Origin of the sequence: Pseudonocardia sp. TRM90224 (genome assembly GCF_021245725.1) — a bacterium.
Taxonomy (GTDB): Bacteria; Actinomycetota; Actinomycetes; order Mycobacteriales; family Pseudonocardiaceae; genus Pseudonocardia.
The window spans coordinates 15508-29044 of record NZ_JAJGSX010000045.1 but is presented as its reverse complement, the minus strand read 5'-3'; the positions used below and the strand labels follow the sequence as shown (position 1 = coordinate 29044).

15 protein-coding genes are annotated in these 13537 nt (G+C 72.2%); 7 read left to right on the top strand and 8 right to left on the bottom strand.

Annotated features, from left to right (window positions below):
* Positions 1-45: 45 nt before the first annotated feature.
* Positions 46-1473 carry an MFS transporter gene (locus LL648_RS36805; RefSeq protein ID WP_232667463.1) on the bottom strand — a complete coding sequence of 476 codons (1428 nt, stop codon included), beginning with the start codon at positions 1471-1473 and terminating at the stop codon, positions 46-48.
* Between the two features lie 114 nt (positions 1474-1587).
* Between LL648_RS36805 and LL648_RS36800 the strand changes: the two genes are divergently transcribed.
* Entirely contained in the window at positions 1588-2412 is an 825-nt protein-coding gene (locus tag LL648_RS36800) for an alpha/beta hydrolase family protein (protein WP_232667462.1), read from the top strand.
* A 6-nt stretch (positions 2413-2418) separates the two neighbouring features.
* Here LL648_RS36800 and LL648_RS36795 read toward each other — a convergent pair whose 3' ends face one another.
* Entirely contained in the window at positions 2419-2811 is a 393-nt protein-coding gene (locus tag LL648_RS36795) for a DUF805 domain-containing protein (RefSeq protein WP_232667461.1), read from the bottom strand.
* A 183-nt stretch (positions 2812-2994) separates the two neighbouring features.
* Here LL648_RS36795 and LL648_RS36790 point away from each other — a divergent pair, with 183 nt between their 5' ends.
* The 4 genes from LL648_RS36790 (at position 2995) to LL648_RS36775 (ending at position 6352) form a co-directional block, all read left to right on the top strand.
* Positions 2995-4878, top strand: a complete 1884-nt coding sequence (locus LL648_RS36790) for an ATP-binding protein (RefSeq protein WP_232667460.1) — start codon at positions 2995-2997, stop codon at positions 4876-4878.
* Positions 4761-5570: a helix-turn-helix transcriptional regulator gene (locus tag LL648_RS36785; protein ID WP_232667459.1), complete on the top strand. Its 810-nt coding sequence runs from the start codon at positions 4761-4763 to the stop codon at positions 5568-5570. The genes LL648_RS36790 and LL648_RS36785 overlap by 118 nt, the downstream gene beginning before the upstream one ends.
* A gap of 93 nt (positions 5571-5663) precedes the next feature.
* Positions 5664-6137, top strand: coding sequence for a hypothetical protein (locus LL648_RS36780; RefSeq protein ID WP_232667458.1), 474 nt, complete (start codon positions 5664-5666; stop codon positions 6135-6137).
* Positions 6134-6352, top strand: coding sequence for a helix-turn-helix domain-containing protein (locus LL648_RS36775; RefSeq protein WP_232667457.1), 219 nt, complete (start codon positions 6134-6136; stop codon positions 6350-6352). The genes LL648_RS36780 and LL648_RS36775 overlap by 4 nt, the downstream gene beginning before the upstream one ends.
* 73 nt (positions 6353-6425) lie before the next feature.
* Here LL648_RS36775 and LL648_RS36770 read toward each other — a convergent pair whose 3' ends face one another.
* The 4 genes from LL648_RS36770 to LL648_RS36755 all read right to left on the bottom strand — a co-directional run bounded on the left by LL648_RS36770 (position 6426) and on the right by LL648_RS36755 (position 8775).
* Positions 6426-6989, bottom strand: coding sequence for a DUF1097 domain-containing protein (locus LL648_RS36770; RefSeq protein ID WP_232667456.1), 564 nt, complete (start codon positions 6987-6989; stop codon positions 6426-6428).
* A 135-nt stretch (positions 6990-7124) separates the two neighbouring features.
* Complete coding sequence (locus LL648_RS36765; RefSeq protein ID WP_232667455.1) at positions 7125-8165, bottom strand: NAD(P)-dependent alcohol dehydrogenase; 1041 nt, start codon at positions 8163-8165, stop codon at positions 7125-7127.
* Complete coding sequence (locus tag LL648_RS36760; protein ID WP_232667454.1) at positions 8162-8440, bottom strand: hypothetical protein; 279 nt, start codon at positions 8438-8440, stop codon at positions 8162-8164. Before LL648_RS36760 ends, LL648_RS36765 begins: the two co-directional genes overlap by 4 nt.
* Entirely contained in the window at positions 8440-8775 is a 336-nt protein-coding gene (locus LL648_RS36755; protein ID WP_232667453.1) for an ArsR/SmtB family transcription factor, read from the bottom strand. Before LL648_RS36755 ends, LL648_RS36760 begins: the two co-directional genes overlap by 1 nt.
* A 164-nt stretch (positions 8776-8939) precedes the next feature.
* On the opposite strand from LL648_RS36755, the gene LL648_RS36750 reads away from it, so the two are divergent.
* Together LL648_RS36750 and LL648_RS36745 are read left to right on the top strand one after the other, a co-directional pair.
* Complete coding sequence (locus LL648_RS36750) at positions 8940-10781, top strand: FUSC family protein (protein ID WP_308190444.1); 1842 nt, start codon at positions 8940-8942, stop codon at positions 10779-10781.
* A 51-nt stretch (positions 10782-10832) separates the two neighbouring features.
* On the top strand, positions 10833-11249 hold the full coding sequence (locus LL648_RS36745; RefSeq protein WP_232667452.1) for a nuclear transport factor 2 family protein: 417 nt from the start codon (positions 10833-10835) through the stop codon (positions 11247-11249).
* Here LL648_RS36745 and LL648_RS36740 read toward each other — a convergent pair.
* On the bottom strand, positions 11238-12893 hold the full coding sequence (locus LL648_RS36740) for an amidohydrolase (RefSeq protein ID WP_232667451.1): 1656 nt from the start codon (positions 12891-12893) through the stop codon (positions 11238-11240). The genes LL648_RS36745 and LL648_RS36740 overlap by 12 nt on opposite strands.
* Positions 12890-13468, bottom strand: a complete 579-nt coding sequence (locus tag LL648_RS36735; RefSeq protein WP_232667450.1) for a TetR/AcrR family transcriptional regulator — start codon at positions 13466-13468, stop codon at positions 12890-12892. The genes LL648_RS36740 and LL648_RS36735 overlap by 4 nt, the downstream gene beginning before the upstream one ends.
* Positions 13469-13537: the final 69 nt, after the last annotated feature.

Sequence of the window (13537 nt, the reverse complement as noted above, 5' to 3'; positions counted from 1 at the left end):
GGAGGCTTTCTGCGTACTCCCATCGGCGTAGGCGGCGCTACTCGCCTAATCGAAGGTAGCCCGGCGCCGCAGGGCGATCGCCAGCGCACCCGCCACACCGAGCGCCGCGACGGCGACCGCGGCCGCGATGGCTTGCGCGTCGGCTCCCGTTGCGGCGCGGACGAAGAAGTAGACGCCTGCCACGACGGCGGTGCCGATGGCGGCGCCGATGCGCTGCCCGGTCTGCAGGACGCCACTGGCCACGCCGGCATCCGACGCCGGAACGGACCGCATGGCCGAGGTCGTGTTCGGCGCCACGACCAGCCCGCCGCCGATTCCGGCCAGGAACAACGGCGCGGCCACCGCACCTGCGACGAGACCGCCCGGCACCACGACGAGCAGCGCGGTCGTCACCGCGAGCCCGACGAGGCTGAGGCTCAGGCCGGAGATCAGGACGCGGTAGCCCCACCTGCGCTGGAGGCGGCCGCTGCGCGATGCGGCCACCGTCGCGCCGACGGCGAACGGCGTGACGGCGAGGGCCGACTGCAACGGGCTGTGGCCGAGCCCGTCCTGGAAGAACAGGGCGAACGACAGCCACACACCGCTGAACCCGGCGAAGTACGAGCTCGCCACGCCCACCGCGCGCGCGAAACCCGGCGATCCTGATAGCAATCCGACGTCGAGCACGGGTTCACGCCCCGCGGCAACGAACCGCCGCTCCCAGCCGACGAAGACCGCTCCCAATGCCACCCCGATGGGCAGCAACCACCACAGCCGGGCCAGACCGCCCGACGCGGACTCCCCGAGCGGCAACAGGACTGCCAGCACGGACATGCCGAGCAGCGCGGTTCCGACAAGATCGAACGTGTGCCGGCGCGGACGATCGGACGCCGGGATCAACCACATGCCGAAGATCAGCGCAGCGACGCCGATCGGCACGTTCATGAGCATGGTCCAGCGCCAGCCGTCCGGTTCACCGGCGACCGTCAGGACCGCCCCGCCGACCACCGGCCCGGATGCCATCGCGACACCGCCGGCGGCCGCCATCGTGCCGAAGGCCCGACCCCGATCCGCGTCCGGGAACAGCTGCATGACCAGCGCCGTGCACTGCGGCACCATGGCGCCCACCGACAGCCCCTGCACGAGCCTGGCCACGATCAGGATCACCGGGGTCGGCGACGCGCCCGCCGCGGCGCTGCTGAGCACGAACCCGGCCAGCGCGAACAGGAAGACCCGTCGACGGCCGATGGCGTCGCCGAGCTGTCCGAACGGGATCAGTCCCAGACCGAACGTCAACGCGTAACCGGTGATGACCCACTGCACCTGCGCCGGGCTCGAAGCGAGCCCACGCTGCACCGCCGGGCCCGCCACGGCCATCACGCTGACGTCGAGCGAGCTCATGAAGCTGGCGACGAGCACGACCGCAAACGCGCCCCAGCGGCGGCCGACCGGACGCCCGAGCGCCGCGTCGCGGCTCGCAGCCGGGTCGCCCATCGTCAGGACGGTGCCAGCACCGCCCGGATCCGACATCCGCTTTTGCCGACCGCGAACGTTTCGCCGCAGGCGATATCGGCGTCCGGCCGCACGCAGCCGCCCTAACGTGACCGCATGCACCCACCGATCACGGGCACGGCCGCCGGCGTGCCGTTCACCGCGCTCCCGCCGGCCGACGGCGCCAGCGACAGCGAGGGCGCCGCCCCGCTGATCGTCACCTGGCACATGCTGGACGCGCCGCGATCGGACGCCGCCTTCGCCGCCGCGCTGCCGATGCACGACGTCCCCGCGTGGCGGGTGCACCTCGGCATGCCGATGTGCGGGGCGCGCATGGTCGACGGGAAGACGGACGCGGTCGTGGCGCTGTTCCAGAAGGACCCGCTGCTGGCCTTCCTGCACCCGTTCGTCCAGCAGGCGGCCGAGGAGTTCCCGGCAGCGCTGGCGTCGCTCCGGGAGCAGCTGCCGGTCGCCGACGGCCCGATCGGTGTGCTGGGCGGCTCGCTGGGCGGAGCCGTAGCTTTGACGATCCTCGCCGAGACCGACATCCCGGTCTTCGCCGCTGCGCTGGTGAACCCCGCGATCAGGATGCGGTCGGTCGTGCGGCTGTTCCCCGGCGACTACCCGTACGACGCCGGGTCCGAGCGGATCGTCGACGGCCTCGACTTCGTCGCCAAGGCCGGCTCCATCGCCGGCCGCGCGCCGCTGCTGGTCGTCAGCGGCGAGCGCGACCATCCCGACCTGCGCGCCGACGCGATCGACCTCGTCGACGCCGTGGGTGACGCCATGGGCAACGCAGCAGAGCTGCTGTCGATCCCGGGGCTGGAGCACCCGCTCGCCGACGAGCCCGGGATCGAGCCGGCGCCGCAGCGGCCGCTGACCCGCGAGGTGGACGCCGGGCTGGCAGCGTGGTTCCGGCGCCACGTACTCGCTGCTACCTGAACCTGCTCAGACCATCGCACCGCGCTTGGGGTCGGGACCGAACCGGTTGGCGCCGCGGGTGCCCTCGGTCACGGCGAAGACGAGCTGCACGATGAAACCGACGAGCGGAACGAAGCCGATCAGCACCCACCACCCTGACCGGTCGATGTCGTGCAGCCGCCGGACGCTGACCGCAAGACTGGGGATCAACGTCGCCACCATGTAAATGACGTAGAGCCAGCCGAGGCCGGTGATCTCGCCTACGGACCCGAATGTCACCGCCCCGAACAGGGCGTGATCCAGCACCGACAGCACGACGGCGACGAGCACGGTCACCAGTGTGAACATCCAGTACTCGGTGCGTCGGGCGCGGCCGCGGAAATCGGCGTACTGCTTGAGCACCTTCAGGTACCAGCCCATGACAACTCCTCCGAACGATGGTGATTCGCAATGGCCGCGATCGACGCCGCCATTGCCGGAATCGCAATGATGTCGACGCGGCCGGGCCCGCACACTGCCGAAACGGTGAGAGTTGGCTGTCCGAACGAGGACGAATCGCTGGCCGTCCTTTGTCGCCACCACCCGACCCTGTTTACTTCTGGGGTGGCTGCCCTGCTCGAGCGCGAGAGCGTTCTCCGGTCACTCCTGTCACACGTGGAACGGGCCTCCGCACGGCAGGGCCGGCTCGTCCTGCTCTACGGCGAGGCCGGCATCGGCAAGACCTCCGTCGTGCGCAGCCTCGCCGAGCGGATCGGGCCGGACGCCCGGGTGCTGGTCGGATCCTGCGACCCGCTGACGACGCCCCGGCCGCTGGGCCCGCTCGTCGACATCGCACCTCGGCTCGGCCCGGCCGTTGCGCGATCGATGGAGGGAGCGGCGAACGGGGCGGCGCCGCCCAATACCGTGTTCGCGGCGCTGCTCGACGAGCTGGACCGCAGCAGCCGGCCGACCGTCATCGTCTTCGAGGACGTGCACTGGGCCGACAGCGGGACCTTCGACCTGCTGCGCTACCTGGGCCGGCGGATCTCCGCGACCCCGGCGACGCTCATCGCGACCTACCGCGACGACGAGGTCGGGCCGGCGCACCCGTTCTCCGTCGTGCTCGGGGACCTCGCGCACACCGCGTCGACCCATCGCGAAGGCCTCGACCGGCTCAGCCCGCACGCCGTCCGCGCGCTCGCGTCGGCGGCCGCACCTGCAGCGACGCACCGGGCCGACGCCGACGAGCTGTACCGGGTGACCGGCGGCAACCCGTTCTTCGTCACCGAGCTGCTGGCGGCGGGGGCGGCCGGGACGCCAGCATCGATCAGGGACGCCGTGCTGGGGCGGGTGGCCCGGCTGTCGCCGGAGTCCCGGCGGGTCGTCGACGTGGTGGCCGTGCTCGGCTCCCCCGCGCCGGCCCAGGTGCTGCACGCGGTGCTGGGCGACGGGTACGGCCTCGCCGTCGAGTCGGCGGTGCAGAGCGGCGTGCTCGTGGCAGCCGGTCTCGCCGTCTCGTTCCGGCACGAGCTGGCCCGCCAGGCCGTGCTGGCCGCGGTGGCCGACATCCGGCGTTTCGAGCTGAGCGGCCGGGCGCTCGCGGCCATGCGCGGGCCCGACGTCTCGCCCGACGAGCTCCCCCGGTTGGCCGCGCTCGCCGAGGACGCGGGCGACAAGCCGGCCGTGCGGGAGTTCGCCCTCCGCGCGGCCCGACGGGCGACATCGCTCGGTGCCCACCGGGAGGCCGCGGCGCAGTACAGCCGCGCCTTGCGACACGCCGGCGCCCACCGCGGGCACCGCCGCGCCGAGCTGCTCGAAGGACAGGCCTACTCGCTCTACCTGATCGACCAGATCCCGGCCGCCGAAGCGGCCTGGCGGGAGGCCGCCGGGCTGCGCCGCGAGGAGGGCGACCGCCTGCGCGAGGGCGACGACGTCCGGTGGGCCTCGTACATGCTGTGGCTGCTCGGCCGCAACGACGAGGCGCGCTCGCGGAAGGGCTGCGCGCCGTCGACCTGCTCGCCGCCGCCGGCCCGTCCCTGCCGCTCGCGCGGGCCTACGCGAACCTCGCGGAGCAGCACTGCTTCGCCTGCGATCTCGACGAGGCGGTCACTGCCGCGCAGCGGGCCGTCGAGCTCGGCGGGACGCTGGGCAACGTCGAGGTGGCGGTGCGCGCGAGGTTCCACGCCGGCCTGGTCCGCGTGCTGTGCCACGACGACGGCTGGGACGAGGTCGAGCAGGCCTGGCAGGCCGCGGTCGACCACGACCTGCCGGAGCAGGCCGGGATGTTCGGCCCGGTCGCGACGGGGGTGGCGGCGGTGCACCGGCACTTCGCGCGGTCCGAGCGCTACGCCGAGCGGGCGCGGGCGTACTGCCGCGACTACGACATGGACATGTTCCTGCGCTTCCTCGCCTCGTCACACGCGTTGGGGCTCGTGCACCAGTGCCGGTGGGACGACGCCGCGGCCGAGGCGGAGGAGGTGCTTGCGGCCCCGCTGGGCGCACCGCTGAGCCGGATCTTCGCGCTCGTCGCGCTGGCGCTGGTGCGCGCGCGCCGTGGTGAGCCGGGCGCGCACACCCTGCTGGCCGAGGCGGTCACGTACGGCCACCCCACCGACTTCGTGCGCCTCGCCCCTGTCTGGGAGGCGATGGCCGAGGTCGCGTGGCTCGACGGCGACGACACCGCGGCCGCCGGGATCGCACGTCGTGGCCTCGCCGCGGCGCGCGACGGGCGCGAGCCGTGGACCGCGGGCTTCCTGGCCCGCTGGGTGGACATCGCCGGTGGGAAGCGCGAGGAGGGCGACGACTGGGCGTCCGCCGCGCAGCGGTGGACGGAGATCGGCAGCCCGTACGACGCCGCGCTCGCGCGGCTGGGCGGCGACGTCGACGCCATGACCGATGCGCTGGAGACCTTCAGCAAGCTGGGCGCCCGACCGGCCGCGACCAGGGCACGGGCGAAGCTCAAGGCGGCAGGCTTCCGGCTGGGCGTCCGCGGTCCTCGGGGCGCGACGCGGACAAACCGCCACGGCCTCACCGCCCGGGAACAGGACGTGATCGGGCTGCTCCGCGAGGGGCTGACCGGCCCGCAGATCGCCGGCCGCCTGCACATCAGCCCCAAGACCGTCGCGCGGCACACCGAAGCGATCTTCACGAAGCTCGGCGCGCACACCAGGGCCGAGGCCCTGCGCCGCTACGAGGCGTAGCGGGAGCTACAGGTAGTAATTGGGGTATCGCGGCGGCATTCCTGGGTGGGTGTCCTCATGGATCCGCCGTGATCACGCTGCCACCGTTGGGCCATGGCCACCGCCACCGTCATCCGCGTGTGGTGCCTGACGTCGTCCGCGGGCGTCGAGGCGCTCGACGCGTTCGCCGGGCTCGACCGGACCATCCGGCCCGAGCAGCTCGACGGACTTGTGCTCGACGAGTTCGTCATGGCGAAGCCCGGGGTTGCGACGGCCATCGACAACGCCCGTCCCGAGCCGGACAACGTCTTCCTCACCGTCGACACCAGCGGCGACATCGACCAGGCCCTATGGCCAGGTGCGGGCGGAACGGTCGACATGAGCGCGGGCCAGTCCGTGTGGCCCGGGGTCTCGGTCGCGGCCCCGGCGACGCTGTCGATCTACGACCACGATCGGATCTCCGCGAGCGACCTGGTAGGAGCGGTCACCATCCTGCTCGACGAGAGCGGCGCCGGCGAGATCACCAAGCTCGCGATCTCCGTCGCAGAACGCTCGGCGTACTACGTCACCTACCGGGTCGACCGGTGAGCCCGGTGCTCACGACCCGCGAGGCCCACATCCATCGGCTCATCGCGGCGGGCCTGTCGAACTACGCGATCGCCACGCAGCTGCGCATCAGCGAGAAGACCGTCGAGTGCCACATCAATCGACTCTTCAGCAAGCTGCAGCTGCGCCCCGACAACACATCACACCGGCGGGTCCTGGCCACGATCATGTATCACCAGCGTGAGCGGCATTTCTGATTTCCACCGTTCTGAAAAGCTCCCGATCGGGGGCGCGGGCCCCGGTGATCAGGTCATGATCAAGCCCCGAACATCACGTTGCGGCCGCTGTGTCGGACGAGGGGCTGCCGACCAGACGCCCGACCAGCAAGCTGCTGACCCAGCCGTACAGGTTGCCGATCACGAACGACAGCACCATCACCGTGAACGGACCGGTGCCGAGCGCGAAGTCGAGCGCCGCCGCGCTCGTGAGCAGCCCGAACGCGGCAGTCGTTGCGAATCCCAATACCGTGCCGGGCACGTGCGACAGCAGCGGTACCAGCGCGCCGAGGATCACGATCGCCGTCATGATGCCTACATACAGGCCGATGAGCAGCGTGTTTCCGCCGGACATGCCGACCAGCAGCAGCGCGATGACGCCGCCGATGATTCCCCAGATGTTCGAGGCGATCGACGGGACCAGGCTGGCCGTCGTGCCGCCCGCGGTGAAGTAGCTCGCCGCGCCGAGGAAGGTGGCTGGGATGAACAGGCCGGCTGCTGCCAATGGTCCGACATACAGCCAGGTCAGGATGGCGCCGATCACGCCGATGACCAACGCGAGTGCGACAGGAAGCTTCATTCGAGCTCCAAGCGACGAAGTGGATGTGAGCAACTGCACGCCAACTATGGTGCAAATGGCGTATCCTATAGTAAACGACCACTCGTCTCGACACTAGAGCCGACACCGTCGACGCTCACCAGGGCGGCTCCGCGAGCGAGATGGGCATGAACGTTGATCCATTCGCAATCGCGCTCATTTCGCCGTGATCACGATCTTCCCGCTGGCGTGCTCCTCGACCAGGTAGCGCATGGCCTCGGGCACCTCGGACAGCGGATGGACGCGCTCGACGACCGGTTTGACCTTGCCATCCCGGACCCACTCGGCCAGCCGGCCGAGGCTGGCCGCGTCGGGCACTTCATCGAGCCCGGTGAACCGCTGGCTCACGAACGGCGCCACGATCTTCGAACGCAGCATCACCGGGAACGGCCCCAGCAGGCGCCCGCCGCCCCCGCCGCCGAGCACGAACGTCCCGCCGGGTTCGAGGATCCGCCGCACGCGCGAGACCGAACGGAACGGCACCAGGTCGAGCACGACGTCGTAGCGGACGCCGAGATCGGTGACGTCCTGACGGGTGTAGTCGATCACGTGGTCGGCGCCGATCGAGCGCACGAGATCGACGTTGCGAGTGCTGCACACCCCCGTGACCTCCGCGCCGAGCACCTTCGCGATCTGCACCGCGAACGTGCCGACCCCGCCGGAGGCGCCGTTGACCAGCACCTTCTGCCCTGCTCGAACCTCGCCGTAGTGCCGCAGGCCCTGCAGCGCCGTGTTGCCGGCCAGCGGCACCGCCGCCGCCTGCTCGAACGTGATCCCCGCCGGCTTCGCAACCAGCCGGTCGACGCGAGCGCGGGCGTACTCGGCGAACCCACCGCCGCTGAGCACCTGCGGGCCGGGCCGGCCGAACACCTCGTCGCCCGGCCGGAACGCGGTGACCGAGGCCCCGACGCGCACAACACGTCCCGCGACGTCCCTGCCCTGGACCTGTTCCTTCGGGCGGCGCAGACCGAGCGCCAACCGCGCGAGCACCGGCTCGCCGGCCATGACGTGCCAGTCGGCAGCGTTGAGCGAGCTGGCGTGAACCTTGATCAGTACTTCGCCCTCGGCCGGCTCCGGCACCGGGACGTCCCGGATTTCGAGGACCTTGTAGGAGCCGTACGCCTCCTGCACGACGGCCCGCATCGTCGCAGGCAGGAGCGGACTCGCCGCGCGTTCACCCGACCTCTCGGCGCTCATTCGACGGTCCGCAGGATCTGCTCGATCGCCGCCGCGCGCGCCCGGAGCTCCACGATGTCGGCGGCCGCACGCTGCTGGGCGTCGAGACTGGTCTCGGCGAGGTGCTCGTAGCGCTGCACGAGCTGTCGCAGGTCGTCGTGCTGCATGGCCTGGATCTTGGTTTTGCGGAGTTCGAGCAGCGCGCCGGTGACGGCCGCCACCAGGAACGCGCCGCCGGCGACCAGGCCGATGAAGGCGGTCGCCTCCGGTCCGCTGACTCGCTGTTTGTCGACCATCAGGACTGCTCCTCGGAGACGGGGCTCTTCGCCTGGTCGGGACCGGTGAGGGAAGCGGCCGCGCCGGCGAGCGTGGCCGCGGTGAGGTGGACGTCGATGTCGGCGAGCTCGTAGAACTTCATCGCCTTGCCGTCGGCAGACAATTCGAGACTGCCGACGATCAAGCCGGCGGCCTCCAACCGCTGCAGGTGCATGTGCACCAGCGGCCGGCTGACCTCGATCTCTCGCGCGATGTGGCTGACGTAATCGCGCCCCGTCGCGAGCGTCGCCACGATCCGCAGCCGGATCGGGTTGGCCAGTGCCGAGAGCACAACCAGCAGCTCGTCGCCTTTCACGTGAAAACGCAGTCCTTCACCTGTCAGAAAATGTTGACAGCGCAGGTTAGCAGCGGCACCTGGCGGTGGGCAATGCCCCGAATCACCCGACCGGCGAGCGGCGCCGGCGCTCCCGGCGTCCTGCCGTGGATAGCCTGACGCCCCCGGATCAACTGTGAGGTGCCGTGAAAGCGCTGGCCGGTGGCGCCCGCATGCTCGTGATGATCGTCGTCGTGGTCGGTGGGACCGTCGGCCTCGGCGCCGCACTGGGACTGGGCAACGCGATGATCCTGGCCGGGCTGATCGCCCTGTTCTGCTTCATCGCCGCGATGGGCGGCCCGCTGCGGCCAGACCTGCGACTGCTCGCGGTGTTCGCGCCGGCCGTCGTGATCGGTGCGGCGGCGCCACGGCTGCTGGGCGAGGTGTCGCACGTCGCCGCGATCGCGTTGCTCACCGTCGTCCTGTTCGTCGCCGGGCTGCTCCCGGCGCTGGGCACGCGGTTCGTCACGGTCGGTCTCGGGCTGGGCATGGCGTCGGTGTTCGGGTACGGCTTCCAGCTGACCGGCACGGCGAGCGTCGCGCAGATCGTCGGCGCGCCGGTGCTCGCGATCGCCGTCGTGATCGTCCTGCGACTGCTGCTGGGCATCGGCGACCCGACCCGGCCGACCCGCACGGCGCTCGCGGACGCGCTGGTCGGGAACACACCCGGCGCCGCCGACCGCGCGGTGCGGTTCTGGCTGGCGGACCGGCCGGTGCGCTGGCACGCCGGTGTCTTCGGCGCGGGCATGCGGGCCCGCGCGATGCTCGCCGTTCTCGACGACCGCCGGCGTGCGATGACCCCTGACGACGCGAGAGCGCTCGGCACCGTCCTCGACAACGCGCGGGCCGAACTGGTGGGGCTCGCCGATGCGGTCCGGGCGAAGACGCCGCCGTCCGACGTCAATGCGATCGAGCGGCCGCCCGTCGGCCGGTCCTTCCCCGGCGAGACGGCCGAGCTGGTCGACGACCTGTGGACGGCGTTGCAGCGCGTCCGGGAAGCAGTCGTCGAGCGGGACGGCTCGCCGCTGCGGTTCCCGGAGAAGCTCGTCGGCCAGGTGCTGCGGCGCGAGGCGGAGGGCACGCTTTCGTGGCGGTCGGCGCAGCTGCGCCACGCCGTGCGGTGCGCGCTCGGCATGCTGATCGCGCTGGTCGTCGCCGGCTTCCGGCCCGGCGACCCGCTCACCGTGACGTTCCTGATGACCACCTTCGCGATCATGCAGCCGGAGTGGCGCGACACGCTGAGCAAGGCGTGGCAGCGGGTCGGCGGCGCGCTCGGCGGGGCTGTCGTGCTGACGCTGGCCATCTGGCTGCTGCCGCAGGCCGCACTGCTGCCGCTCGCGATCGCCGCGCTGCTCGTCGGGATGCCGTTCATGCAGACCCAGCCGGTGCTGTTCAACGGCTGCATGGTGCTGATGGCCGTGGGCATGAACGCCAGCACGCGCAACCTCGACCCGGTGGCGCTGCTCGTCGAATACGTGCTGCTCATGGCGCTGGCCGTGGTGATCGCGCTGCTCTTCGGCTTCGCCACCGTCCCCGGCGTGCGCAAGCCGTCGCTGCAGGCGCGGTTCGCCGAGGCCACCGGGGCGGCCCGGGACCTGCTCGCGGGCGTCGCCGGGTTCCTGCGCGGCACGCAGCCCGCACACCCGGCCGAGCTGGGCATCCGGTTCCGGGCCGCGGCCCGGGCCGAGCAGGACCTGCTCGCACCCGAACCCGGCAGCGCCGCACCGGCCGCCGACCAGACCGCGGCGCTGGAGGAGGCCGCGGAGGGCCTGCGCGGGCTTGCCGCCTCGGCGGGCGCGATGGTCCTGCGCGGCGACCCCGCGCCGGAGATCGCGGCCTTCGTCGAGCACGTTGCCGAGGCGCTCGACAGCGCCACCGACCTCCCGGCGCCGCCGGAGCCGGCCGACGACGAGCAGCGCCTGGTGATGGACATGCTGATGGCCGACGTCCTCCGCGTCCGCCACGGGGGCGCGGCGCTCGCGCAGTAGCGGAACATTCCTCCAAGACGCAGGCACACCCGCCCGGCGACCCTTCGGTTCGTGAGCCACGACATCGTCCAGAGCACCTTCATGGCGCTCGCCAGCTACGACCCCGACCGGATCGCCGCGATCTTCACCGAGGACGCGGAGTGGCTGTCGCCGCCCGGGAACGCGGTTGCGACCGCCCTCGGGGCGACCCACCACATGGTCGGACGGAAGGAGATCGTGCGGTTCTTCGCCGAGGACTTCCCTCGCCTGTTCGTGAAGGACGTCGACATCGTCTTCCACGGCGTCCACGGCGACACCGAGCGGATGACCGTCGAGTCGACCTTGACGGCCGCGCTCGCCGATGGCGGCCGGTACGACAACGACTACTGCTTCGTCTTCGAGCTCCGGGACGGGCTGGTCAGCCGGGTGCGGGAGTACGTCGACACCGCCCGCGGGCACCGGATGATCTTCGACGGGTCACCCTCGTGAGCGGCGCCCGGCCGACCACGTGCCGGTCACCTCGATCGTGCTGATGCGGTCGGGCGCGACCGTCCACGGGTCGGCGGCGAGCTCGACGAGGTCGGCGGCTGCGCCCGCGCGCAGCACCCCGGCGAGGCCTTCGACGCCAAGCGCCGCGGCGGCGTCGCAGGTGTAGGCGGCAACCGCCTCCTCCACCCCGAGCGCCTCGTCGGCGTGCACGACCGCCCCGGAGCGGACCTGCCTCGTCACCGCGGCCTGGATGCCGACCAGCGGCGACATGGTGCCGGCCGGGTAGTCACTGCTCGCGGCGACGCGCACCCCGGCGTCGACGAGCGTGCGCAGCGGGATCAGCTTCAGCGGGGCCGGCACCGGCAGCATGGTGAGCTCGTCGCCGAGGTCGTAGAGGAACGACGGCTGCGCGACGACGTGCACGCCGGTGCCGGCGAGCCGGCCGGCCAGCCGCGCGTCGCAGACCATCGCGTGCTCCACCCGGATCTGCGTGTCCAGCCCGTCGACGGCGGCGAGCACGGCTTCGAGGGCGCCGTTGCCGACGGCGTGCAGCGCCGGCGCCATCCCGGCGCGGACGGAGCCGCGCACCGCTTCGGCGAGCCGGTCGTCGTCGAGCACGCGGATGCCGCTGTGCCACAGCCCGTCGTGGCGACGGGTCGGGGTGCCGCTGCGGCGGGCCAGCGCGATCGCCTTGCGGCCGTGCCGCAGCACCGCGCCGGGCATCGTCGACGCGGAGCGCAGGAACTGGCCGCGCGTCATGCACAGGTCGCAGCGCTCCCCGCCGTCGACGAGCAGCTTGAACCCGCCGAGCGGGGTGCGCGGGTGCCCGACCTCCAGCAGCGGCGCCTCCATCATCGGGACAGTGGCGTCACCGATCGCGGCCGCACCGACGTGCCAGCGGTGCACGGTGACGGCGAGGTCGGGTGCGGCGGCGGCGTACCGGGCGACCCCGTCCGGTGGGACGGCCATGTCGCCGATGCGCGTGACGCCGTGTGCGGCCAGCTCGTGCGTGTGCTCCACCGCGCGGTCGACCCACGCCTGCGGGTCGTCGAGTGCGCGGCGGGTCGCCGCCTCCGCCGCGAAGCTCGCCATCTCGATCAGCACGCCCGTCGGGCGGCCGCGCCGATCGCGCACCAGCTCGCCGCCGACCGGATCGGGCGTCGCCGCCGACCAGCCGAGCTCCGCGAGCCCCGCCGAGTTCAGCACCGACTCGTGGTAGGTGACGGCGAGCAGGTGCAGCGGCCGGTCCGGGCACACCACGTCCAGCTCGGCGGCGGTCGGGAATCGACCTTCCGCGAGGTCGAGCGGGCGGACGCCGTGCAGGCGGATCCAGCCCGTCCTGCGGTCCGCCTCGACGAGTGTGGCGATGGTGGCGAGCAGCTCACCGAGGTCGCGCGGGGAGTTGTCGAACGAGCGCATGTGCTCGTCGGAGGCTACGAGGTAGAGGTGGTGGTGCGGGTCGACGAAGCCCGGGAGCAGCGTGCGCCCGGCGAGGTCGTGCAGCTGCGCGCCGGGCCCGACGGCGGCCTGCACGGTCGCGAGGTCGCCGGTGGCGACGATCGTGCCGCCGCTGATACCGACCGCGTCGACCTGCGGCGCCGCCGGGTCCATCGTGCGGATCGTCCCGCCGGTGAAGACGATCACGACTCCCCCAGCTGCGCGCGCAGGCCGGCCACCCAGGCCGCGACGAACCGGTCGCGGCTGATGCCACCCGGCGGTCGGCCGTAGGTGAACTCGCTGATGGCGAAGTAGAACAGCGACGAGAGCGCGACCGCGGCCGTCGCGGCGGCGTCGAACCCGGGCCGGTCCCCCGCCAGCCGGCCGAGCCACGCCCCGACCTCGTCGAACCCGGGCTGGAAGAGCCGGTCGTAGGTCTCCGCGAGGTCGATCGGGAGGTCGCCGCCGCGCAGGATCAGCCGGTAGAGGTCACGGTCCGCGTCGACGTACGCGAGCGTGGCATGGGCGGCCGCCTCGATCGCGCCTGCAAGATCGACCGGCTCGGCCAGCGGCGGCGCCGCCTGCGCGGCCCGCCGGCTGGCCAGCACCCGCTCCAGCGCGACGGCCAGCAGCTCCTGCTTGGACGAAACGTGCCGGTACAGGCCGCCGGACCCGGGCCGCAGCCCGACGGCCGCCTCGATCTGGGCGATCGTCGTCGCCTTGTACCCCTGCTCCGCGAACAGCCGAACGGCCGTGTCGATGATCTCGTCGAGTCGTGCCACGCATGCAAGTAAACACTTACTTACAGAACGAGGCAACCGTCGACAACGACGTTCTGGCTGTTCTGAAAC

Bases quoted from the DNA above. Each gene is read 5' to 3' on its own strand.
- LL648_RS36765 (WP_232667455.1), bottom strand. From the start codon at position 8,165: ATGAGCGCCGAGAGGTCGGGTGAACGCGCGGCGAGTCCGCTCCTGCCT.
- LL648_RS36780 (WP_232667458.1), top strand. From the start codon at position 5,664: ATGGCCACCGCCACCGTCATCCGCGTGTGGTGCCTGACGTCGTCCGCG.
- LL648_RS36795 (WP_232667461.1), bottom strand. From the start codon at position 2,811: ATGGGCTGGTACCTGAAGGTGCTCAAGCAGTACGCCGATTTCCGCGGC.
- LL648_RS36805 (WP_232667463.1), bottom strand. From the start codon at position 1,473: ATGGGCGACCCGGCTGCGAGCCGCGACGCGGCGCTCGGGCGTCCGGTC.
- LL648_RS36785 (WP_232667459.1), top strand. From the start codon at position 4,761: ATGTTCCTGCGCTTCCTCGCCTCGTCACACGCGTTGGGGCTCGTGCAC.
- LL648_RS36760 (WP_232667454.1), bottom strand. From the start codon at position 8,440: ATGGTCGACAAACAGCGAGTCAGCGGACCGGAGGCGACCGCCTTCATC.
- LL648_RS36800 (WP_232667462.1), top strand. From the start codon at position 1,588: ATGCACCCACCGATCACGGGCACGGCCGCCGGCGTGCCGTTCACCGCG.